General features: G+C 52.0%; 20 protein-coding genes. 6 read left to right on the forward strand and 14 right to left on the reverse strand.

The annotated features are described in order from the left end of the window. Window positions 1–230 precede the first annotated feature (230 nt). The 7 genes from ACOTSW_RS13740 to ACOTSW_RS13770 form a co-directional block, all read right to left on the reverse strand. The gene (locus tag ACOTSW_RS13740) at window positions 231–2,309 is read right to left on the reverse strand and encodes an esterase-like activity of phytase family protein (RefSeq protein ID WP_423679626.1); all 2,079 of its coding nucleotides are present in this window, start codon (window positions 2,307–2,309) and stop codon (window positions 231–233) included. A gap of 300 nt (window positions 2,310–2,609) precedes the next feature. Then, window positions 2,610–3,209 carry a UbiX family flavin prenyltransferase gene (locus ACOTSW_RS13745; protein ID WP_423679627.1) on the reverse strand — a complete coding sequence of 200 codons (600 nt, stop codon included), beginning with the start codon at window positions 3,207–3,209 and terminating at the stop codon, window positions 2,610–2,612. 8 nt (window positions 3,210–3,217) lie between these two features. Then, window positions 3,218–3,529 (reverse strand): Grx4 family monothiol glutaredoxin, encoded by a 312-nt coding sequence (gene grxD / locus ACOTSW_RS13750; RefSeq protein WP_423679628.1) that lies wholly within the window; start codon window positions 3,527–3,529, stop codon window positions 3,218–3,220. Between the two features lie 274 nt (window positions 3,530–3,803). Then, complete coding sequence (locus tag ACOTSW_RS13755; RefSeq protein ID WP_423679629.1) at window positions 3,804–4,307, reverse strand: nuclear transport factor 2 family protein; 504 nt, start codon at window positions 4,305–4,307, stop codon at window positions 3,804–3,806. Beyond that, window positions 4,304–4,732, reverse strand: coding sequence for a hypothetical protein (locus ACOTSW_RS13760; protein ID WP_423679630.1), 429 nt, complete (start codon window positions 4,730–4,732; stop codon window positions 4,304–4,306). The genes ACOTSW_RS13755 and ACOTSW_RS13760 overlap by 4 nt, the downstream gene beginning before the upstream one ends. A gap of 336 nt (window positions 4,733–5,068) precedes the next feature. Next, the gene (locus tag ACOTSW_RS13765; RefSeq protein ID WP_423679631.1) at window positions 5,069–5,920 is read right to left on the reverse strand and encodes a hypothetical protein; all 852 of its coding nucleotides are present in this window, start codon (window positions 5,918–5,920) and stop codon (window positions 5,069–5,071) included. Window positions 5,921–6,275: 355 nt separating this feature from the next. Then, a complete protein-coding gene (locus ACOTSW_RS13770; protein WP_423679632.1) occupies window positions 6,276–8,627 on the reverse strand; it encodes a Tex family protein in 2,352 nt (783 codons plus the stop codon). A gap of 277 nt (window positions 8,628–8,904) precedes the next feature. Here ACOTSW_RS13770 and ACOTSW_RS13775 point away from each other — a divergent pair, with 277 nt between their 5' ends. From ACOTSW_RS13775 to ACOTSW_RS13800, 6 genes are all read left to right on the forward strand, one after another. After that, the gene (locus ACOTSW_RS13775) at window positions 8,905–10,008 is read left to right on the forward strand and encodes a hypothetical protein (protein WP_423679633.1); all 1,104 of its coding nucleotides are present in this window, start codon (window positions 8,905–8,907) and stop codon (window positions 10,006–10,008) included. A gap of 260 nt (window positions 10,009–10,268) precedes the next feature. Beyond that, window positions 10,269–11,768: a COG3014 family protein gene (locus tag ACOTSW_RS13780; RefSeq protein ID WP_423679634.1), complete on the forward strand. Its 1,500-nt coding sequence runs from the start codon at window positions 10,269–10,271 to the stop codon at window positions 11,766–11,768. 54 nt (window positions 11,769–11,822) lie between these two features. Continuing rightward, window positions 11,823–12,248, forward strand: coding sequence for a YcfL family protein (locus ACOTSW_RS13785; protein ID WP_423679635.1), 426 nt, complete (start codon window positions 11,823–11,825; stop codon window positions 12,246–12,248). Window positions 12,249–12,292: 44 nt separating this feature from the next. After that, window positions 12,293–12,907: a penicillin-binding protein activator LpoB gene (gene lpoB / locus ACOTSW_RS13790; RefSeq protein WP_423679636.1), complete on the forward strand. Its 615-nt coding sequence runs from the start codon at window positions 12,293–12,295 to the stop codon at window positions 12,905–12,907. Window positions 12,908–12,960: 53 nt separating this feature from the next. Continuing rightward, complete coding sequence (locus ACOTSW_RS13795) at window positions 12,961–13,785, forward strand: hypothetical protein (RefSeq protein ID WP_423679637.1); 825 nt, start codon at window positions 12,961–12,963, stop codon at window positions 13,783–13,785. A gap of 324 nt (window positions 13,786–14,109) precedes the next feature. Then, window positions 14,110–14,544, forward strand: a complete 435-nt coding sequence (locus tag ACOTSW_RS13800) for a lysozyme inhibitor LprI family protein (protein ID WP_423679638.1) — start codon at window positions 14,110–14,112, stop codon at window positions 14,542–14,544. A 336-nt stretch (window positions 14,545–14,880) separates the two neighbouring features. Here the strand turns inward: ACOTSW_RS13800 and ACOTSW_RS13805 are convergent, their stop codons facing one another. From ACOTSW_RS13805 to ACOTSW_RS13835, 7 genes are all read right to left on the reverse strand, one after another. Continuing rightward, window positions 14,881–15,294, reverse strand: coding sequence for a GNAT family N-acetyltransferase (locus tag ACOTSW_RS13805; protein ID WP_423679639.1), 414 nt, complete (start codon window positions 15,292–15,294; stop codon window positions 14,881–14,883). A 16-nt stretch (window positions 15,295–15,310) separates the two neighbouring features. Beyond that, entirely contained in the window at window positions 15,311–16,138 is an 828-nt protein-coding gene (gene prmC, locus ACOTSW_RS13810; protein ID WP_423679640.1) for a peptide chain release factor N(5)-glutamine methyltransferase, read from the reverse strand. Further along, the gene (locus ACOTSW_RS13815; RefSeq protein ID WP_423679641.1) at window positions 16,138–16,638 is read right to left on the reverse strand and encodes a disulfide bond formation protein B; all 501 of its coding nucleotides are present in this window, start codon (window positions 16,636–16,638) and stop codon (window positions 16,138–16,140) included. The genes prmC and ACOTSW_RS13815 overlap by 1 nt, the downstream gene beginning before the upstream one ends. Before the next feature lie 115 nt (window positions 16,639–16,753). Continuing rightward, on the reverse strand, window positions 16,754–17,833 hold the full coding sequence (gene prfA / locus ACOTSW_RS13820) for a peptide chain release factor 1 (protein WP_423679642.1): 1,080 nt from the start codon (window positions 17,831–17,833) through the stop codon (window positions 16,754–16,756). 105 nt (window positions 17,834–17,938) lie between these two features. Continuing rightward, window positions 17,939–19,225: a glutamyl-tRNA reductase gene (gene hemA, locus ACOTSW_RS13825; RefSeq protein ID WP_423679643.1), complete on the reverse strand. Its 1,287-nt coding sequence runs from the start codon at window positions 19,223–19,225 to the stop codon at window positions 17,939–17,941. 79 nt (window positions 19,226–19,304) lie between these two features. Next, the gene (locus tag ACOTSW_RS13830) at window positions 19,305–21,710 is read right to left on the reverse strand and encodes a CHASE2 domain-containing protein (RefSeq protein WP_423679644.1); all 2,406 of its coding nucleotides are present in this window, start codon (window positions 21,708–21,710) and stop codon (window positions 19,305–19,307) included. Window positions 21,711–21,720: 10 nt separating this feature from the next. After that, the gene (locus ACOTSW_RS13835) at window positions 21,721–23,415 is read right to left on the reverse strand and encodes a FecR domain-containing protein (protein ID WP_423679645.1); all 1,695 of its coding nucleotides are present in this window, start codon (window positions 23,413–23,415) and stop codon (window positions 21,721–21,723) included. Window positions 23,416–23,429: the final 14 nt, after the last annotated feature.

Genomic DNA, 23,429 nt, shown 5'->3' on the forward strand with positions numbered 1-23,429 from the left:
ACCCCGTTTCGGCCTTGTTTTATCTTCGCTTGCAGGATGTTTGCGCTTTCCGGACATTTCATATTCAACCGTACACTGCTGATCTCAGCCAATGCCATGATCAGACTTCAACGAAATAAAAAAGCCGCCACGCTAAGGTGACGGCTCGTCTCAGATCAGGTGCCGCGTGACGCTACTATCGCAATGATGTCGTAGTCACATTGCTATAACGTCACAGCGATGTGACTGCTTTACTGCGCGGGTACGGCAAAGTCAGCCAGTTTCTTGTTGAATTTAAACAGCCAAAGACGATTCGGACGTTCGCTGTCCGCACCGCGAGCCACGCGTACCGAATTACCGGCAACGCAGCCAGTGGCGCCGGCCGTAGTGGTCAGTGCGCCATTCGCATCCACCGTGCATTTCGTGATATCGGCGCCTTCCACTGTTTTACCGTTCGCATCAGTAATCAGGGTTTTCAGACCGAAGTCATCATCATTCACCAATGCCAGCGTGTATTCATCCACCAGTGCCAGACCTTCGGCTTTTTCTGCCAGCCAGCCAGCGCCGTTCAGATCAAACAACACGGTCTTTTTGAGCGTGACCACGTTCGCATAATTCACACCGTTGACCGCTGCACCTGTCATGCTGCTCTTTTCGAGGTCAGTGCCCATCGCTGCAATATCAGTCGCGTCCGTTGGAATCTGCACCAGCATCAGACGATTGAATACCTTGCCGTCCACGCCAGCACCCTGTTCAATCACGATGAATTTGCCGCCGCCCAGCGCCACCAGATCGCCGAGTTTCGCGCCGCCGGTTTTGCCGGATGCATACATCGTGCTGTCGAGCGGATACGCATACAATTTTGTTTTTTCGGTCGTTGGATCGAACTCAACCCAGCGGTTGAATTTGGCGTAATCCTTGATGCTTTCATTCGTTGCAACGGTCGCGCCCGGCACTTTATAAAACGCTTTGCCATCGTCCAGCGGGCTCTGTATAAAGCCCTGCAATTTCCCTGTGCCTGCATCAAGCGACAGGCCTTCCATACCGCGATTCGCGCGGCGTTTCAGCAGCACGGCGGGCAGGTCAGCAGCACCGGTACCTGGCTGATATTTTTTCAGAATGATGCCGGTATTCATATCGATCTTGAGGATGAACGGACCATATTCATCCGACACCCAGAACACACCGCGCGCCGTATCGAGCACCACGGATTCGGTATCGAGACCATAATCGCTGAAGGTGGTTTTGCTGGTGGCATCATATTTCATCGCGTCGTTCAGCGGCACCTCGCCGGAGGAGCCGACTTTGCCAGCGGCGATCGATAAGCCGGACGCATTGATGGTGCTGCTGAATTTAATCGGCATCGATGATTTTAATGTCGCGCCGTTTTTACCAACCGAGATCAGACCGATCGACGGTGTGAAACTCGGTGATGGGAAAAATTTAGCGTCGCTGGTACCGCTGGCACCCGCGGTCACGATTGAATTCGGTACTTTCGGGCCGTCGCCGTTCGGGCCACGATCGGTAATGCCATAGAACTCCAGAGACCCATCGGCCGCTTTGCCTTTAAACGTCAGGCCAGAACCATACGATGGCAAAAAGCCTTTTGGAAAATCGGCTTTCACGGCCGCGTTTGTGCCTTCATACGGAACATAAAATGCATCTGCCGCCTTGATTTGGTAGCGCGTCACATTCGCCACCACCGTGCCGAGTGCATTGGTTTGCGTGACCGCATCCACCACAGGCTTGTCCATTTTGGACGCGAGCGTATCTTCAAAATGTTCGCGTACCAATGCGCGACGATCCGCATCCACGCTGCGACCCTGATAACTGGCAGGCAGCTTGCTCAGCAGATTCGTCATCGCCGTATTGAAAGTCGCCGCATTTGCGTTGAAATCCAGAGCCTGACCTGCCAGCGCAGTTTTGACTGCAGAAGATAAACGTATGCCATTCGAAGGATCATTATCTTCATCCAGCAATTGCAAGGCCATCAGGCGATTGACGACTTTATCGTCGTTGCTGTTGCTCTGATTCGCCAGGCTCAGTGGCGTGATCACTGCCGCACATGGCGCAGAACCCAGGCTGATGCCACCGACAGAAAAACTCATATTGTCGTCAGTATTGCAGTTAAAGCCGCCGTCGGCCTGTGTTGTGCCTTTTGCTGTGCCACTGGTGTAATCGAGACCTTCCACCGCTGCATCCAGAAACACGCCAGATTGGGCTACTGGGGCGACGGGTGTGGTGCTTGCCGTGTCGGAGCCGCCGCAGGCAGCGACCAGAGCGCTTGCCGTCAGCGCGGCCAGCAGCGATACATTTGCTTTGTGAGTCATGTTGTTGATCCTGTGCTTGTCGAGTGTGACTGCTTTACAGCAATCGCTTTGGTTTTACGATGCGCTTGCGACCGCGCCATTACCGGATGCCAGGTGAAGGCTTTGCTCGCAAGTAACAAAATGTATCAACTGGATATGACCCCGTGATTACAGCGAAGGCGGATAACAACAGCGAAGAAAAAAATCGCAGGGCAGGATTGCGCAGAAAAATAAAGACGCAGATGTGTGCGCCTTACTTCCGGTATTGCAACCAGAAAAGCAGAACAGAGTGAGACAGCGCGCCAGATCCGGCGCGATGATTTATGTGCGGTCTTTCAAGCCTTGCCAGCGTGGTGTCAGTTTGTGCGGCAGAGCGAACATATCGAGTACGCGGCCGACTGTGTGATCGACCATTTCCTGTATCGATTGCGGGCGGTGGTAAAAACCGGGGAGAGGCGGGAAGATGATGCCGCCCATTTCGGTCACGGCGGTCATATTGCGCAGATGGGCGAGGTTGAACGGCGTTTCCCGCACCATTAATATCAGGCGGCGGCGTTCTTTCAGCACGACATCGGCAGCGCGCGTGATCAGATTATCTGACATGCCATGCGCAACCGAGGCCAGCGTTTTCATCGAGCACGGTGCAATCACCATGCCGTCAGATTGAAACGAGCCGCTGGCGATGCTGGCGCCGACATCGCGCACATGATGCACGACATCCGCGAAGGCCTCGACATCCTTACGCTTCATATCGAGTTCCTGATGCAGATTCAAGACCCCGGCTTCAGAAATCAGCAGATGCGTTTCGACATCCGGGTTGGCCTGTAATACCTGCAGCAAGCGCACACCATACACAGAGCCGGTCGCGCCGGTGATGGCGATGATCAGACGTTGTTTCGGTGGTGCGCTGGTGCTCGTCATGACGGTGCTCAGTCTTTCAACAAGGTTTGCAGTTCGCCGCTTTCGAACATCTCATTCATGATGTCAGAGCCGCCGATGAATTCGCCTTTGATGTACAACTGCGGTACGGTTGGCCAGTTAGAAAAATCTTTGATGCCCTGACGTACTTCCGGGTCTTCCAGCACATTCACAGTCACCAGATTCTGTACGCCGCAGGCTTTCAATACCTGCACCGCACGACCGGAAAATCCGCATTGCGGGAATTGGGCAGTCCCTTTCATGAACAACACGACAGGGTTTTGGGTAACGGTTTCTTTGATCCAGCTTTGAACGTCGCTCATGGCTTTTCCTTGGTTAATAATGTGCCGCCATTATAAAGGAAACTCCGGTAGTGCTCCCGCGCACCAACAGCGTGACTACAGGCGCTGTTTTGTACTCGGGGAATAAATATACTCCCCCAGAGTATATGTTTTACACCAAATGAATATAAGGAGGTCAGCATAGTTTTGTAAAAATATGGGGGGAGTATATGATTTTAACCAGGATTGACCTAACTCAAGGATTTCCAATCCGGCTCGCGCAATACCGACGGAGCGCGGCGCGTTTTATCAGGCGCTACGACCCCGCGCCGACAGAACCAAGGCCTGAGCTGTGCAGTAACAGCACCTTGCCGTTGCGACGAACCAGCGTATCCGTACTGCGTGAGCGTATATGCATGAGCGTTCCGGCAACGTCCAGCGAACTGCTGACATCCACCGTCGCAGTTTTGCCGTCCGGCGACAGCGAGATGCTGTGTATCGTGTATTGAGAATCCAGTTGCAGCATGCCGCCCATTTTCTCACCGAGCTTTTCCCAGGTCGCATACAAGTCATGATAAGCGTCGCAGGCCTGCTGCTTGTTTTGATTCACCGTTTGTGTGTTTCTGGCTGTGCTGACGCTGCCGGTAGAGTGAAAATCCGGCGCCAGCAGCGCGCATATCGCGTCAGGCTGACGCTGCAGCGTCGCGATTTCAAGATCGCGGTAAAAGCCATTGACATGATCGTCCGACAGCTTGCGCCCGCCGATAAAATACCACCAGCCGCCAGCCACAATCAGCACAAGGAGTATTACTTTTTTCATTTATGTATGCCAGAACGGATTGCGCCTGCAGACTTGATGTACTCCAGACGTCGGAAGCGCAGTGCCGACCAGTCTGCATCTATGGCGACCTGGCGCACCGTATCGAAACCCTCGCTGCGCATGGCATCCCAGCCCGTGTCGCGGTTGAACTCGCATTTGTACCGCTTAGACGTGCCCTTCGGATACGCGAACCACAGCACTGCATCGCCTTCCGCCTTGCTTGCCAGAATCTTAGACAAGCTATCGACCTCGGCTTGCTTGGTGGCGAAAATCAACGCGAAGTAAATTGCCTTCGCTTTCTTCAGATCACGGATAACTGTAACGCCTTCGAGTGAGAGCAACTCAGGCTCGAAGGATGGCGGCGCATTGACAACAATAATCTCTTGTTGCTGCTTCAGGTTCAGCTTTTCAAAGATTGACGACATAAGTTCACTCCCGGCGCCGATGACGCCTCAACGTTGCGGTGCCGCGATTGCCGCCACCAGTCAATTCATAAAAGTGCAGATTATTGGCGATTCCCCGCCGTGCGTAAAGCAAGCATAGGCTGTGTTTCACGCACCGCGTTAAGCGCAAAAACTGATGAACAAGCGGAATAATATCGCTGTGATTAGCTGCCGTCCCTTTTTGTCATTGGCATAAAAATTCCGTCGTGCACAAATAATGTATGGGTGCGCATCAATGCGTTTACAGTGGGGGTTTGCAAAAAAAAGTGCGTGAACGCATCCTCTGTTTGCTGCGACACTCGCATGCATGGCATAACGCTATCGAGGCGAGACTCCTAGACGCCTAGCCTCGCGATCCATAGCATAGTCAGTCATGTATTCTGGATCGAAATTTAGACCCAGAGTTTTCCAATAGCGCGCACGCTCAATGTTTCGCACCTTTTGGTCCATTGAATAAGCGGTCATGTACTCTGGATTGAAGCTGTAGCCTTTTGACCGCCAAAACTCTGCGCGCTCAATGTCCTTGACTTTTTGATCCATGGAGTACGCAGTCATATATGCGGGATTAAATGAGTAACCCTGCTTTGCCCAGAATTGCGACCGCTCTTCGTCGCGCTGCTTTTGTTGTTCGATGTAGGTTGACTGGCGTGAGATAGGCTGCGAGTTAAGGGTGAAAGGTCTTGAATGTTGATTGTCCGGTAGTACGTTGTTTGATTGCGAAGGAGTTACATTGGGCTGCGAAGGAATAGCGAGGGTTGACCTGGGATACAAGGAGCTGCCGGATTTCAGTGTTGCGCGCTCTACGCTGGGAGCAACAGGTGGCAGCGAAGGGAGGTAAGCAGAGGATCTATATGAGGAACTGTCTGAACCAACGGGGCCGCTTGGCGGTGTTAAAACTCTTCCTTCTTCGCCGGTGTACGGATTGTAGTTGCCGTATGTGCTCCAATTGTTTTGAATGCTCCCGTCGGGTGCTGTTCGTTGGTGAGGTTGTACATAAGTTCCGTCTTTACGCACGTATCCCCGGACGGCAACTGTTCCACGGCTCATACCCTTTCCGCCAGCGATCGATAGATCGGTTAACAGCATTAGCAAAATAAAGATACTAAGAGATATTTGATAGTTCTTGATGAACGCATCCTTATCCCATATTTGAGCAGAGCGGACTGACAATGAAGCCTCACTTCTGAATTAATTTTTATTTAATTTGACAAAAATGTAGCTTAACTCGAAATGTTCAAAAAGACAATTTTCTTTAAATCCCTTGAAAGCCTCATACAGCCTTGTTGTCTTTGCTTATGTTGAGCATATAACACGTTTAAGCGAACGGGGGGAAACATTACTTCGCTGGTATCGCTAAAACCGTATTGATTGGATTAGGTGCGAGAACGCTTGCGGTATAAGTCCGAGCAGCAACGATGCAGTAAGTCACAAGCGCAAACAACCAGCATTGCGCACAAAAAAACACCCCGGTAAAAACCGGGGCGCTTTGAACGTTGCTGCTGTATTTTTTGTGGCTTCTTTAATCTCAACCGCGTAATTTCGCAAACGCTGCTGCCATCGCGTTTCCTGCCGGGGCGGCTTCTTGTTTGCGTTGTTGCTGGTGCTGGCCTAGGCGTTTGGCGTCGTTGCGGTCGCCGCGTTGTTCCGGTTTGCTGCCGGGTTGTGGTGCGCTGTCGGTCAGGCGCATGGTGAGCGCGATACGCTGGCGTTTGACGTCGACTTCCATGACTTTGACTTTCACCACCTGACCAGCTTTGACGACGGTGTGCGGGTCTTTGACAAAGGTGTTGGACAGCGCGGAAATGTGTACCAAGCCATCCTGATGCACGCCGATATCGACAAACGCGCCGAATGCGGCGACGTTGGTGACGACGCCTTCTAAAATCATATCGGGCTGCAAATCTTTGATGTCTTCCACGCCGTCTTTAAAGGTGGCGGTGGTGAATTCAGGGCGTGGATCGCGGCCCGGTTTTTCCAGCTCTTTGATGATGTCGGTGATGGTCGGCACACCGAATTTGTCATCGGCGTATTTGGCGGCGTTCAGCGATTTCAATAAGCCACTGTCGCCGATCACGCCTTTCACATCTTTCTTGATATCGGCCAGAATTTTTTCGACTAGTGGATACGATTCCGGATGCACTGCGGATGCATCGAGCGGATTGCTGCCATTCATGACGCGTAAAAAGCCAGCGGCTTGTTCAAATGTTTTGTCACCGAGGCGCGGTACTGCGCGCAGATCGGCGCGTGAACTGAACATGCCTTTAGCATCGCGGAAATTGACGATGCTTTGCGCGACGCTGGCCGACAAGCCGGATACCCGCGCCAGCAGAGGCGCAGAGGCGGTATTGACATCGACACCGACCGCATTCACGCAGTCTTCGACCACCGCATCGAGCGAGCGTGCGAGCTGGGTCTGGCTGACATCATGCTGATACTGGCCAACGCCGATGGATTTCGGATCGATCTTCACCAGCTCCGCCAGCGGGTCTTGCAAACGACGTGCAATCGAGACCGCGCCACGGATGGACACATCCAGATCCGGCAATTCTTTAGAGGCGAATTCTGAGGCGGAATACACCGACGCACCGGCTTCGGAGACCACGATTTTCGTCAGCTTGAGTTCTGGTTTGAGTTTGATTAAATCCTGCGCCAGTTTGTCGGTTTCGCGTGAGGCGGTGCCGTTACCAATCGAGATTAATGACACCTGATATTTTTCAGCGAGTGTCGCCAGCGTATGCAGCGAACCATCCCAATCGTTACGCGGCTGATGCGGATAAATCGTGGCGTGTTCCATGACTTTGCCAGTGGCATCAACAATCGCAACTTTGACGCCGGTACGCAAGCCAGGATCGAGGCCCATCGTGGCGCGTGGCCCAGCCGGTGCGGCCAGCAATAAATCTTTGAGGTTGCGCGCAAACACGTTGATGGCTTCGATTTCTGCATTTTCACGCAGCTTGCTCATGAGCTCGGTTTCCAGATGCATGAAGACTTTGACGCGCCATGCCCAGCGTACCGTATCGGCCAGCCATTTATCGGCCGGACGACCCTTCTGACTGACGCCAAAATGCGCGGCAATGCGGCTTTCACACGGGTTCAGCGGCGCATCCCATTTTGTTTTTTCTTCTTCGCTGTCGAGCCGTAAAGTGACGGTCAGCATTTCTTCGCGGCGGCCACGGAACAAGGCCAGCGCGCGGTGCGATGGAATCGTGCCCAGGGTTTCTGAGTAATCGAAATAATCGGCAAATTTTTCACCGGCATCTTCTTTGCCTGCGACGACTTTCGATTCGACGATGCCGTGGTCGTTCAGATATTCGCGCAGCGCCTGCAACAGGCTCGCATCTTCGGCAAAGCGTTCCATCAGAATCTGGCGTGCGCCATCGAGCGCGGCTTTGGTGTCAGGTACGCCGGGGTTGTCGCCGTTGTCTGTGCTGAAGGCGGGTTTCAGATATTTTTCTGCTTCGGTTTCCGGCGTCAGCGTTGGGTCGGCCAGCAAGGCATCGGCCAGCGGCAACAAACCTGCTTCGACCGCGATCTGCGCTTTGGTGCGGCGTTTCGGTTTATACGGCAGATATAAATCTTCGAGACGGGTTTTGTCTTCGGCGTGGGTAATTGCATCAAGCAATGACGGTGTCATCTTGCCTTGTTCATCAATCGACGCGATGATCGCGGCGCGGCGGTCTTCGAGTTCGCGCAGATAACGCAGACGTTCTTCGAGCAGACGCAATTGCGTATCATCGAGGCCGCCGGTAACTTCTTTACGGTAACGGGCGATAAACGGTACGGTCGCGCCTTCATCCAGCAAGGCAACAGCAGCGGCCACCTGTACCGGTTTGGCGGCGAGTTCTACGGCGAGTCTTTGTTCAATCGAAGGCAGCATAAATCCAGAATCCAGACATTAAAAAAGCAATGAAGGCGCAGATGATACGCAATTTGCAGCGTTGCGCCAGTCTTGACAGTCGTTCTGACTGCGGTTAATAGTCGGACGGGTAGCGCGGTGTGATGACGGCGACCTCTCGAAAATACAGGCCGGCAGCGGCGCAGAAATGCGGCTCAGGAAGTAAAAAAGGGGAGAAGAGGGGAGTATATGGCGATTTACGCTTATTCTCTCAATGAAATAAAGGGTGTTTACACATACTGGGGGGAGTATTTTTAGGATGAAATTTGAGTATTGCAGCCTTCGCAGCCGTGGCTATCTCCGCAGGCAGAGCAGACACGCCGCTACGCGGCTGGCCGCGGCAGTATTGCTGCCGTTCCTGATGTGCTTCGCGCTGGCGGCACCGGCAATTGCTACTGCTGCTGCCACTGCTGAAACTGCGGGACCTGCATCAGCCTATGCTGCGACTCCGGCAGTAAATGCGAACATGAAATTACAGCCCGCCACGTTCACTTTTGCCGATGGTGGCAACGCCCTGTTTTATCAATGGGATAAACAGCCGTGGCAAAGCGATACTGCTGCAATGGTTTCCCCGGTGAATCTGCTGTTCGTCGTGGCCGGTGCCGGTTGCGGCAGCATGGGGCGATATTTGCCGCAGTATTTCACCGGATGGGAAGGCGAATCCGGGCTGACCCGTATCCATGTTTTGCTGAAGCGTCATATCCGTGCCGAGGACAGCGGCGACGTCTGTAGCGAGGCATTTGTCCGCGCCGATCATCTGAGCCAATGGCGTGCCGATCAACTGGCATTCATGCAAGCCCAGTTGCGCCAATTCAAACAACAAGGCATGCAACCACGCCGCGTGATTTTGCTGGGCATTTCCGAGGGCGCTGAACTGGTGCCTTTGCTGGCGCGCGATCTGCCGCAAATCACGCATCTGGTCTTGCTGGCGAATGCAGGAAACAGCGCGATTCCCACGTATCGCGCACTCGCTGGCATCTATCCGCACATGCAGCAGGGCTGGGACGCTTTATCCCGCGCACTGGTAAGTTCCCCGGCCGACCCTGAGCAGGCGCGCATACACGGGCGCAGCTGGCGTTACTGGTTAGAAATCGCGGGTATCGACCAGACACGCAATCTGCTCGCCGCGCGCTTGCCGGTTTTTGCAGGTATCGGAGAGGCGGATACTTTAATCCCGCCGGGCGCGGCCAGCGCCTTGAGAAAAGCGTTCAGCGACGCGGGTCGCAGCGATTTGCAATTGCGCATGTACCCCGCTGCAGATCATGGTTTGCGCAGTCCGGATAAAAATTATCTGCCGGATTTTATGTGGCAACTGGATCAGTGGCTGCTGGATGAACGGAATCATGAGGCCAGGTTCTGGTGATGGAGTTTGATTAAAAGCAAAGTTTATTTACTGCAAAAATAATAATTTTGAAAAAGTGTTGTTTTGTATGTTTTGCTAACAAATTTAAGCATTACAAAAACAAATGTGCTCTTTATAATTTCTTGCTTTCGCCTTGTTGATGCACTTTTATTGTGCAACATGTATCGTACTTTATCTGCTTGTACGGTATTGTTTGCAAAAAAGGGTGCGTGGCTCTGGCAGTGCTTACCCCTTTTTTCAAACCACAATAAATAAGCTCAATGCGCCTCTCATCATTCTCGCTTACTCCTTTGGTTGCTGCTCTGGTTCTCACTGGTTGCGTCACAACGCAGACCCACGACAGCAAAGTCTCTAACTCACTTGCAGTTGTCAAAACCGGGCAGATCGAGGATGCGATTCGCCAGGTGGAAGAACAGACGCAAGGCAAAAATCAGAATGATTTATTGCTGAACCTCGAAAAAGGCGAACTGATGCGTATCGGTAAACGCTACCAGGACAGCTTGAATGCACTGACGATTGCCGACACCAAGGTCAAAGAGTGGGAAGAAAATGCTAAAACCAATCCACAAAAACTGATGAGCCAGATCGGCGCCACCATCATGGGTGACGCCAGCCGTGATTACGAAGGGCAGGATTACGAAAAAGTTATGCTGACCGTACGTATGGCGATGGATCGCATCAATCTGGGCGATCTGGATACTGCCCGAGTCGATATCAAACGTACTCACGAACGTGAAGCCGTGATCGCTGAATTCCGTTCTAAAGAAACGCTGGAAGCCGAAAAGGAAGCGAAAGAAAAAGGCGTCGCCACCACGAACAAGGAAATCAACGGCTATCCGGTTGAAACGCTGAATGATCCCGAAGTGCTGAAACTGAAAAATGGTTATCAGAATGCGCTGAGTCATTATCTGGCGGGTTTTGTATACGAAGCCCTGAATGAACCGGGTCTGGCCGCACCGGGCTATCGCAAGGCGATCGAATTGCGTCCTGATTTGCCGGTGCTGGAAGATGGTCTGAAAGGGCTGGATCAGCGTACCAGTTTCCGCCGTAAAAAAGGCGTGACGGATGTTCTGTTTATCATCGAAACCGGCAATGCGCCGGCACGTCAGTCGCAGAAATTTGCGTTGCCTTTGCCAACGTCGCGTGGTCTGGTGACCGTGTCGCTGACTTTCCCTGTGATTCAGCCGGATAAAGAAGCGGCAGTAATCCGTTCGGTGAATATTGCCAATCAATCTTTGCCTACTGCATTGATCACTGACTTCAACGTCATGGCACGCCGTGCCTTGAAAGATGAAATGCCGGGCATCTACACCCGCGCTGCGATCCGTGCGATTACCAAAGGCGTGGTGCAGGATCAGGTCAATAAAAATTTCGGCGCACTTGCCGGTCTGGCCGCCAATATTGCGGTGGTCGCCACCGAAGGCCCGGCAGATGACCGCATGTGGCGCAGTTTGCCAGAGCGCGTCTTTATTGCGCGGGCGTTTTTAGCGCCGGGCGAATATGAAGTGAATTTTTCCGGCCGTCCTGGCGAAAGCACCAAGCTGAATATTGATGGCCGTTACATGGTGGTGCCGGTACGTTTGTATCCGAACAAAACCTATGTCGGCGATCTGGCGAAATTCGGTAGCGTGACGCCAGCGGCGCAAATCGCAGCGGAAACGCCTGCCGTGAAAACAGCACCAGCCAAACCTGCTAATAAAAAGCCGCAGAAACCTGTGAAACCAGTGGCAACTAACGGCGCAGCCGCAGGTTCAAACTGAGTAAAAGTGGCGGGGACGAAATAAACCCGCTGGTCTTATTGAGGTACAAAGTTGATGAACGAAGTTACTAAGGAAAAATCATCCATGATGTCTAAAAAAATTGCTGTTTGCGCAGCTGTCGTCGCCGCCTGTTTTGCTGCACCTGTGATGGCGGAAGATGTGCCGAATGCGGTGTCGCCTGGCATTGCGGCGAAATTAATGGTGCGTGGCACTCTCGAAGGTGTGCAGGTGACCGATCTGCGCAGCCAGCGTCGTAATGATGTACTGGTGGTGCAGGCGGAAATGTATAACACCACAGCGAAAGATGTACGTGTCTATTACCGTTTCCGCTGGACAGATGCGGCCGGTATGCAGGTTGGCGATGGCGAGGTCTGGAAACCATTAATGATACTGGGCAAACAAAGCCAGCTTGTCAAAGGCACAGCTTATGGCCCGCAAGCGGCAGATTTCAAAATCGAAATGAGCGCTGAGCCTCGTTAATCACAGATTTGTTTTAAAAAATTGTACAGAACTACGGAGTTATTATGAAACGCATTTCCTCTTTATCCTCTACTTTGTGCCTGATGATTCTGGCGGTGACGTCGTTGTCCGCCTGCCAGACAAAATTATCGCAGCCAACCGTCAGCCTCGCGCGTCAGGTCAGCTATGGCGATAACAAAGCAGTGGAAACGGTGACCAATGAATTCGGTTCAACTGATCTGCAAATGATCGCAGAAAAAATGGTCGGTTCTCTGCTCGAAGACCCGGCACTGGCAAATCGTCCGACACTGACACTGGCTGGCGTGCGGAATAAAACCAGCGAATACATCGACACTAAATCGATCATGAACAGTATTCAGACTGCGCTGGTGAAAAGTAAAAAAGTGAAGTTCACCCGTAGCGCTGATGAAATGCAGCAAGGCGTCGATGAGCTGCAACGTCAGAATCAAAGTGGCCTGTACAAATCCCAGGGCAAAGCAAAAGTGGGCAACATGACGGCAGCGAAATATTCACTCGAAGGTGAAATCGTTTCTATCGTCAAACAAAACGCCACAACCAAAGATGTGTTCTACAAGATGACTCTGAAACTGTATGACATCGAAGATGGTTCTATCGAATGGCAGGATGAAAAAGAAATCCGTAAAACATCGAAAAAATAATCAGCCCTGATCAATCTTTAACCGGTTTTTAACCGGCTCCTGAAGGACGCAAGATGTTGAATATGAAAAAAATTCTGGCAGGCGTTTTCTGCTCCGCAGCAGCATGCAGCGCGCTGGCAGCAGAACCGAAAATTGCCGTGACCGATCTGACTTACGAAGAAAAAGTCAGCGAGTATTTCCGTGTCGTTTCTGCCAGCAGCAAAAGCAGTGTCAAAGGTAGTTACAGTGAACGCGAAACCGATCGCAGCTATTCACAACGCGGCAAGATCGATGCCAAGAGCGAAAGCAATTACTACGAAGCGGAAGGTTTTTATACCTATATCGATCGTGGCGAACTGAAAACCTACACGGCTGATTTAAAAGGCGCGATGATCAAAGGCGGTGGAGTACATCTGATTCAGGCGCGTCCGTATGTTGGTAAACCGATGGAAAAAATTTACGACATCATCGGCCGCATCAAACAAGGCATGTATCCCGGCGCGGATTATGTGTTGTTCGGCACCGTTAGCAATATCCAGTTCCGTCAGGAAAGCAATCAACTGCAATACGGGAATTCGATGACAGCCAGCCTGTCACTCGATCTGATGGCCGATTTCAGCCTGATTAATACCAAAACCTATGAAGTCAAAGCGGCGTTCAGCGCGAGTGGCTCCGGTGTTGATACCAAGATCATCAGCCGTGCAGGTGATCGCGTTGTCTTCAATCGCGGCAAGGTCATGCAGGAAACGTCGCGCAGTCTGGCAGATGCCGCCTATAACGAGCTGATGGTGCAGTTCGGTTTGCCACGCGGCGCGAACCGTCCGGCGAATGTTAATGGTCAGCCGGTGGTACCTGCAGTGCCTGTGCAAAATACGGAACCAGTGACGGTGTATCGTTAATCAGCCATCGCTGTCTTAACTACAAAAGCCAGCAGAAATGCTGGCTTTTTTTATGTCAGTTCCATCCGCGAAACTGCGTAATGTTTTCTTGTGAAATTATTGCGTGAAATGGGATTTTTAGGGGAGTATAAGAAAAAAATGCCACCATCTCCTTATAAAATAAGGGCTTTAAAATATACTCCGGGGAGTATATTTGATGTCAAATGACAGACTAATGCCGTCACTGAGCACCTTGCCGGTCGCATCGCTGATCTGCGCGAGATGTATATTTTATGCGGCGTGTTGCCGGAAATGTCTGTCTGAATTTTTTGAACAGGTGATTGAATGATGAAACATAAACCGTTTGCGCAGTTGTTCTTCGCCGCTATTTTTACGCTTGCCGGGAATGCCGCAGGGGCCGGTCAATATGTTCCTGTCTGCGTTGATATGAAGGGCTATCAGGCAGAGGCTGAGTGCTTCAGTCATCAGCTTGATTTGAAAGAGGCTCAGTTTAAAAAATACTATCTGTCAGCGCAGAAGCAGGATATAAAAATATACGGCGGTAACGCAGAGGAATTAGCCGAATCACAGCAGCTATGGGAGCAGTATCTGCGAAAGCATTGCGGCTATCTGTACAGCCGCGAGCAAGGTACTGCCCGGATACGTGATTCTGCCGAGTGCCAGTTGCGGCTGTATGATGAGCGCATTGACGAAATATGGATGTCGTATTTAAGGTATTTTGATTCTGCTGAGCCGGTTCTTCCTGATCCCCGGAAATAATGTCGCCTCATGGCACAGATGTTTTGCACAGATTGTAGTCGCAGCATGCATGAAATAGGCAACGTGCGTGGTCATGATGGCCTGTACTCAGTCTTCACTCGCATGCGCGGGTGCTTACCCGGAGTCAGCTCATGAGCAAAGTTACCAAGATCAATAAAGACACCAAGAAGCAGGCCTCATCCACTCCTGAAGAAAAAAGGCAGCAAAAGAAGCGAAAAAAGTAGCGAATGCCGTTATCCCCCGGACACCGCGCACATAACAGCGTGGACTTGAGCAAAAAAAACGATGCCTTGAACAGCATCGTTTTTTTTCGTCGCTCAATGTTAACGATCAATATCAGCGATAAATATCGGGCCGGTGAATTTCCATAAACGCTTCGGGTTTTACCGGTGAGCGGAAACCAAATTTTTCGTACAGGCCACGTGCTGAACTGCTGACCAGCAAGAAACGGCGTATGTTTTGCAGTTCGGGATGGTTCTGAACGGCCTCAATCAGACTGCGGCTGTATCCACGTCCACGATAATCCGGCAACACAAACACATCCATCAGGTAGGCGAATGTCGCACGATCTGTAACCACCCTTGCAAACGCGATCTGTCTGCCATCGATAAATCCGCCAAAGCACAGGGAATGTTCAATTGAGCGTTGTACCGTTTCCAGCGGAATCCCTTGCGCCCACGGTGATGTCGTGGATAAGAAATCGTGTATCAGAGGAACGTCGAGGACGTCTTTATCGGTCGTAATCTGCATAAAAATCCTTTGTGCGTCAGCGGCGTTGTCCGCCTGTGACACGTTCTATGCCAGCGAGGTCGCGCCAGCTTTGTACTTGCGTGTAATTCGCTGCTTTTAACAAGGCGCGCACATCTTCAGCCTGATGATAACCATGTTCCATCAGCAGCCAGCCTTGTTGCGCAAGATGTTCATGCGATTGACCGATGATATGGCGGTAAGCACTCAGGCCGTCAGCGTGATCGGTCAGGGCGTTGATGGGTTCAAAGCGCAGATCGCCCTGAGTCAGATGCGGGTCATCTTTGACAATATAGGGGGGGTTGCTGACGATGGTCTGAAATACTCTTCCTGTAAGCCCGCTGTACCAGTCGCTGTGCAGTAATTGCAGGCGATCCGGTGACAGAAAACGTGTGGCATTTTTGTTTGCGATCGCAAGTGCCTCAGTGCTGATATCGACGGCGCAGACATCCAGATCCTCACGTTCGTGGGCAATCGCAATCGCAATCGCACCGGAACCTGTGCCAAGATCAAGTAAGGCGGAGTTTTGCGGCGCGAATTGCAAACTGAGTTCCACCAGTAATTCTGTATCGGGCCGTGGAATCAGTACCGCCGGTGAGGTGTAAAAAGGCAGACCGAAAAATTCACGTTCACCAGTCAGATACGCAATGGGCTCGCCAGCGAAACGACGTTGTTGTAATTCTGTAAACTGCTGCGTTTGTTGCGCGCTGAGCTGATAGTCCGAGCGGGTAATCAGCTGTATGCGGGTAAAGCCAGTCACATGCATGAGCAACATCCGTGTTTCCAGCTTGTCCAGCGGCGACAAACGCTCATGATCAGCAATGCTGAGCGGCTGGCCTTCTGTCATCAGTGGTGCTTTCCGAAGATGCTTGCTCTTTGTTTTTGAAAGAACAGCACGATCAGCGTGAGACTGAAAATAACAAACCAGACCATGGCCCAGGTTGGAATCGACAGACCCAGGATAGGCGGATAAGGTGTTTCGCACAAACCATCTGCACGGAACAGAATCGGGAACCATTCCGACAAGAAGATTTTGTTGAGCCCGGTTTCCAGAGGATCGATGCCACAGGAAAGCGTGGGATTCGACAAGACATACAGATGTTTGCCAGCGATGCCGATACCGCCGAATGCTGATAAACCAGCCAGTGCGATGCCATAACGGCGTGCACCGGCAGGAAGAAAAGCGGCAATCAGGCTGAACAGGGCGATCGCCAGAAACGCATAACGCTGGAAGACGCATAAGGGACAAGGCAGCATCAGTTCAACGATCTGCAGATAGAGGGCAACCGCTATCAGTAACAGGCAAGTGACAGAGATGCCGAGTAAGACGAATTTAGAGGAACGCATGTAGGTCATTCGTAAAATGAAAGCGGATGCCAGCTTACACGCTATTTCAAGCCTCATGTTTATACGAAACCAAATAGTGTGGCATGCTGGCGGTGCAGGCAATGACTTGGATGGTTTAATCGTCGCCGAGTTCCGCAAGAAGCTCAGCCTGATGTTCTGCGATCAGGGCATTGCTCAGCTCGGTCAGATCACCATCCATAATGAAATCGAGTTTATATAAAGTCAGATTAATGCGGTGATCGGTCATGCGGCCTTGCGGATAATTGTAAGTGCGTATGCGCTCACTGCGGTCGCCGGAACCGATCAGGCTCTTGCGGGTTGCTGCCTCTTTGGCCTGCTTTTCTCTTAACTGACCATCCATGATCCTGGTGGCCAGCACCCGCATCGCCTGCGCCTTATTCTGATGCTGACTACGGCCATCCTGACATTCGACCACGATACCGGTAGGAATATGCGTCAGGCGCACCGCGGAATCAGTTTTATTAATGTGCTGCCCGCCCGCACCACTGGCGCGGAAGGTATCGATGCGCAGGTCGGCATTGTTGATGACCACATCGGCGAGTTCATCGGCTTCCAGCATCACTGCGACGGTGCAGGCGGACGTATGAATGCGGCCTTGCGTTTCAGTCGCCGGGACGCGTTGCACACGATGTCCGCCGGATTCAAATTTCAGCTTGGAATACGCACCCGGACCGGCGATACGCACGATCACTTCTTTATAGCCGCCGAGCTCAGAAGGCGACTCCGACATCATCTCTACTTGCCAGCGGTTACGTTCAGCGAAGCGGGTATACATGCGCAGCAAATCACCGGCAAACAAGGCTGCTTCATCGCCGCCGGTACCGGCACGGATCTCCAGCAGAATATTACGTTCATCATTAGGGTCTTTTGGCAGCAGCATTTTTTGCAGATCAGATTCCAGTGTTTGCATCTTTTCTTTTGCGGCTTCTATTTCATCCTGAGCAAACGCTTTCATGTCCGGATCGTTCAGCATTTCCTGTGCTTCGTCCAGATCGGATTGTGCCTGCTGATAGTTTTTGTAGAGAGTGACGACCGGATCCAGTTCTGCGTGCTCACGATTGAGTTTGCGGTAATTGTCCATGTCATTGGTGGCGCCTTCCTGCATCAGCAGGTGTCCGATTTCGTCGAGGCGTTCAGCCAGCTGATCCAGCTTGGCGAGCATTGATGGTTTCATACGGAAAGCAAAGTAGGTGAATCAGGAGGGAACTGCTGCAGATTTGAAAACAGTACCCGTCAGGATGATGCAGGAATTCTGCATCCGGGAGAAAAACTGAATCCGCTAACGTTTGGTGCGGAATAATTGTGGCAACAGACTTGCCAGACGCGCGCGCTCATCACCGCTGGCCTGATGCAGCGCCTGTTGCGGGCCATGCAGGAATTTGGCTGTGATACCTTTGGAAAGCGCTTCGAGCACGGCGTCGATATCTTCACCGCGCGCCAGCATTTTACGAGCGCGTTCGAGTTCCATTAAGCGGAGTTGTTCGCTGCTTTCATGCAGATCCTGAATGACGGGTACCACTGCACGACCATCGATCCAGTGCATAAATGATTGCACCCGGGTTTCGATAATGGCCTCTGCCTGCGCCACGGCTGCCTGACGACTTTCTATACCGGTCTGCACGACACTGCCGAGATCATCTACCGTGTAGAGGAAAACGTCGTCGAGTTTGCCAACTTCCGGTTCAATATCGCGCGGCACTGCCAGATCGACCATGAATACAGGACGATGTTTGCGTGCTTTGACAACACGCTCAACTAGTCCTAATCCTATGATAGGCAGCGACGATGCAGTACACGAGACGATGATATCGAATTGTGCCAATTGCTGCGGTAAATCGGCAAGACGGATTGCTTTACCATTGAAGCGGTGCGCCAGCGCTTCGCCGCGTTCGAGCGTACGATTGGCGATGGTCAGGGATTTCGGGTTTTGTGCCGCGAAATGCGTGGCACAGAGTTCTATCATTTCACCTGCACCGATAAACAGCAGGTGCTGATCAGAAATTTTGTCGAAAATACGCTGCGATAAACGGACTGCTGCCGCCGCCATAGACACGCTGTGCGCACCGATTTCCGTGGTGCTGCGAACTTCTTTGGCGACCGCAAAAGTACGTTGAAACATTTGATGCAGATAGGTGCCAAGACCACCTGCTGCTTCGGCCTGACGTACTGCATCTTTCATCTGCCCCAGAATTTGCGGCTCGCCCAACACCATGGAATCCAGGCCGGAAGCAACGCGGAATGCATGGCGGACGGCGTTATCCTGCGGCAGGGTATAGAGATGCGGACGTAAATCGGCGTAAGGCAAGTGATGAAAATCCGCCAGAAAATGGGCAGTAGCATCGACCGGATTGCTTGCGGCACACGCCGCATACAACTCTGTGCGGTTGCAGGTCGATAAAATCGCGGCTTCATTGCCATACGAATGCGTGGTGTTTGCTGCGTTGTTGCCGAACCACGCGCGTGCAGCCGCCACCGCCTGACCTATCTGTTCAGGCGAGAAGGCGACTTTTTCGCGCAGCGAGAGCGGCGCAGTCGTATGGTTGAGTCCAACAGCAGTCAGTTGCATGCGATGTGTGGCGTAAGATCAGACCGTCATTATAGCGCGTTGGAGATATTAATTTTCGTCCGGATACGCTTGATGTAGCTCAAATGGTGCTTGACGGCAATCTGATGTTGAAAGTCGTCCCTTCATTCGGCGCACTGATTAAATCGATTTGCGCATGATGCCGGTCAAGCACGGCTTTCACAAAGACCATGCCCAGCCCGATTCCATCATTTTTTGGCTGGTCGGCACCGCCGAAGCGTTGAAAGCGTTGAAATAGTTTGCTTTGCTCTGCACGCGGTATGCCGTATCCCTGGTCGCTGATACTGCAGATGATGTTTGCTCCTGCCAGTTGCTGTTCATAGGCCAGTGCGCAGGTGATGGTGGTATCGCGCGGGCTGTATTTGATCGCGTTAGACAGCAGATTCGTCAGAACCCGCGTCAGCAGCGAGCGATCGGCCCGGATCGGGTATTCACCATCCGGTATCGTACATTTGATGCGTATGTTTTTGCTCTTTGCCAGCGACCACATTTCTTCCGTCGCATCCAGCAGTACCGTCTGTAAATCCAGTTCTTCAAAACGGTAATCCTGTGATTCAGCCCTGGCCAGCTGGACGAAGTTGTCTGCCAGACCGAGTGTGATGCGTGAGGCTTTTTCAATTCTCGAGATAAATTCTGCCTGTGGTAATGCTGTTGCTGCATCTTGCTGCATTTCCAGCAAAGCAAGTATGGATGCCTGCGGCGCGCGCATGTCATGCGAGATGAAATGCAGGGTTTCATCGCGGCTGCGTTCGGCAGCACGGATGGCGGTGATATTGATGATACTGACTATCCAGCCGACCAGTTGCTGGCTGGCGCTGTAACAAGGGGCGCTTTTGATCAGTAAATCCAGTCCCTGCGGATCTCTGACTTCAATTCCTTGCTTCATTCGTGCAGTATGTTTGAGATCCAGCAGATTCCACCAAGTGAAATTGCCGGTTTTGCCCTCTTCAGGCTCCTGCGGCGCAGACATTCTGGCAAATAAATACGGCAACAGGGAATCATTCACTTTGGGTAAGCCCTGACTGGCAAAATAGCTCAGTGCTGGTGGGTTAGAGAGTAATACATTCCCATCGGTGGTGGTCACCAGAGTTGCGTCTGGCAAGCTGTCCAGGCTATCGCTGACGAACTGTCGTAAATCACGAACTCTGTCGGCGGCGACACGCACAGCATTGATGCTTTGCTCCAGCGTATCTGTCAGAACCGGCGCACTCTTTTCCTCTTCAACATCAATAAATTCTGGCAGCAGATGTGGTTCTTTTTCGAGAAGAGTAAATTCTTCGCCCAGATACTTAATCGCTGCTTCCAGCCTGCGCCAGCTCCACACAGGGTAAGCAATGATTAACGCCAGTAAGGATGTCGTAGGCGGTATCCATTTTCCGGCATAGCGCATTGCGAGGAAACTGCTTGCGGCAGAGATGCCGATAAACAGGATGGTCATCAGCAAGGCTTTTCTGGGCGACATTAACTGATAAGAGATCAGTGCCGCCAGCAGCAGTACCAGGTTATATATCGTTACCTGCCAGACCGGGGCAAAATCAATTTCACGTTCATCAAGCAGACTTGCCAGAATATTTGCATTGATTTCTATTCCGGAGATGGTGCCTTCATTGCCGGATACCGGGGTGGGGAATGAGTCCGCCATCCCTAAAGCAGTCGGGCCGATCAGGACATACTTATTTTTCAGGAAAGCTGCGGGAACTTCACCGCGCAGTACTGACACATACGGCACCGACTTAAAATGCCCACTGCTGCCGTAAAACGGAATATGCATCTGGTAATCACGGTGCCACAAGTCCTGATGTGCCGTTTTGCGCAGCTGCACAGGCAGTCTCGCTCCCGGCAGATATTTTTCAGTTCCGTAAGCTGTATTTTGTGCAACGTCTTTCAACGCGAGTGCAAAGTGAGGCCACCATTCGCCTCTTGATCCTTCACGCAGAAAGACGCTGCGTGCCACGCCGTCTTTATCCAGTTCGATATGAATATGGCTGATCTGGCGGGCTGCATTTGCCAGAGGGGGAATCGGGCGCGCCGCGATCAGGCCCTTACCACTGTTTTGAGAGACCAAAGGCAGGACGACTTTATTGCTTTGGGCGATCGCATCGGCCAGCAGCTGATCGCCGTTGACCTGATTGTCGGTTTGTACCGGCTCAGCTTCCGTCAACAGGATATCCATTCCTATCGCAGCCGGTGTCGCTGCGTTGATGCGCTGTAACAGTTCCGCATGTCGTTGCCGTGGCCAGGGCCATTTTCCCAACTCACTCAGACTGTAATCATCAATTGCGACAATCAGGATATCGTCCCGTGCTTCGCGTTGATTGAGCTGCATGTAACGATCATAGGCAATCATGTCCAGCCGCTCCAGGCTTTTCAAGTTCAGCAGCGCTACAGTCAGAACGCTGAGTAGCAGACTCAGAATCAGCCACTCACGAAATGCGATGCGCTCTAACTGTATGTATCTGATCGCCATAAATTAATCGTTAAAAGCCGCTGCGGACGGTACCGTTACCACTTTGAACCGCTTCGCCGTCACTTGTGGTCCAGCGCGACTGAACAGTGATTTTTTGCGTGGCGGAAAACGCACCGACGTAGCCATCAGCATCCGTCGCCCGGACGCGGATATAGTATTCACCGGCCGACGGACGCGGAATTTTCAGATCAGCCTGATCTGATTCCTGTGACAGATACAGCGTTTTAAAAGCTGTATCAAGGGCAATCTGAATCAGAAATTTTTGTCCCGGTTCGGCTGCCCAGTTGAAAGAAATCTGCTTACCCGGGGAGTCGCTGAAAGACGCCGTTGCCTGTGGCGCTAATTTCTGGAATTTTTGTATATCGCCGTAGGGACCCTGATCAAACTGGCCATTTTTTTGTATCACCGTCGCAATACGCCAGAAATATTCTCCTTGTGGCAAGGTGCTGGAGAATTGCACATCCTTGATATCCGGCTGATCGAGAAGGATGTTTTTAAACTCTGCGTCTTTGGCGACTTGCAGATGGTAAGCATAAGCTTGTGCTGCTTCTGTCCAGGTGAAGTCAACACCGTCAGCCCGTACTTTATTTTTGGGTTGTATAGAGAATGGCGGCTCCGGTCTTGCCTTGAGTGTAAAGCCTGTTGTGAGAGGTAAGCCTTCCAGCCCCAATGCATCAATGGCCGTCAGACGGACAAAATACTGGCCATCTTCCAGACCGTCGAATTTGAAACGGTTTTCCTTGTAACGATTTTCCGCCAGTATGTCTAATGCCTGCGCATCTCTGGCTATCTGTACCCGATAGGCGACTGCAGCTGCGGATTTTTGCGCGATGAATTGCACTGTGGGGCGCGTTTGCACCGCATAACCAGTTTCTAAGACGGGCGGCGGCAGTAAATCGACAGCTTTCCCTACACCATTTGCTCCGATGATGTTTCCTTTACCAGCGGGTAGTAGCAGTTCATTATTTTTTTTACTTGTTGTTCCGACGGCAACGCCACCTTCCAGCACCTCATTAGCTGTACCATCCGCATTGATGCCAACACGGAAATGGGTGCCGCGCACGCCCGCTACCGCAAGCGGTGAGCGTACTTCAAAGCGCCCTTTATTGCTTGCCAGGCTGGTGACGCGGGATTCGACTTTCCCCTCAGACAAAGAAATCTCAGTTCTCGGGCTGGCGATATATTTCGTTTTGCGCAGTTTGCTCAGACTGACCTGGCTATTCGATGGAATGGAGACGCGCGACTCATCCGGAAACGCCAGAGTCAGAAAACCGTTTTTTCCGGTGGTGATCTTGCTTCCTTCTTTAACGACAGTGCCGATTGCGAGAGTAGTTTCGATACCATCTGCCGCTGTATAAGTCGGATTACCCGCCAACGCAACAACGCGCGCTTCACTTGCTTCTTCAGGTAACAGATCCGCCGGGATCCGGATTGCTGTACCGATAGGGATAGCGCGGTCATCAGCAATCTGATTACGCTTGCTGAGCACTTCCCAGTTCCGGGATTGATTGGTAAATCGCTTTGCGATGCCAGTTAATGTGTCGCCCTGCAAGGCGTAATAGGTCATGTCCGGTGGTGTTGCCACGATGCTGCCCGGTTCGCCGGCGACTTTTGCCGCCATTAGCAGCGGCGAGTATGTAAGGAGAGCTGCGAGCAGGGTACTGACCGGTAATCGCCGTAAGAGGTGGGTTGAGTCTGAACTCATTCGTGTTTCCATGT

It is taken from the genome of Undibacterium sp. WLHG33 (genome assembly GCF_049544815.1).
GTDB lineage: Bacteria > Pseudomonadota > Gammaproteobacteria > Burkholderiales > Burkholderiaceae_D > Undibacterium.